At 63.2% G+C, this 272-nt stretch carries 1 protein-coding gene; it reads left to right on the top strand.

Going from position 1 to position 272, the window contains the following annotated elements:
- Positions 1-272 (top strand): UvrD-helicase domain-containing protein (locus tag LD028_RS08995; RefSeq protein WP_237811615.1); only part of this gene is annotated, 272 nt, incomplete at both ends.

The raw sequence follows: 272 nt of genomic DNA, 5'->3' as shown, positions 1-272 counted from the left end.
ACATCAATCTGGTGCAGGAGACGATCCTGCGGATGGTCTCCCGCGACGCCGAGACACACGGGGCGGCCAACCGGTTTATGGTAGGCGACGTGAAGCAGAGCATTTACCGCTTCCGGCTGGCCGAGCCGAAGCTGTTTCTCGACAAGTACCTGACGTATGCGACGGAGGCGGACGAAAACGGATCGGGCGGCGAAAGTCCCGGCGAACGGATCGACCTGGCCGCCAACTTCCGCAGCCGGCGGGAGGTGGTGGACGCGGTCAACTTCCTGTTC

Source organism: Anoxybacillus sp. LAT27, assembly GCF_022030075.1.
Classification (GTDB): domain Bacteria; phylum Bacillota; class Bacilli; order Bacillales; family Anoxybacillaceae; genus Anoxybacillus; species Anoxybacillus kestanbolensis.
This window is presented reverse-complemented; position numbering and strand designations above follow the sequence as displayed.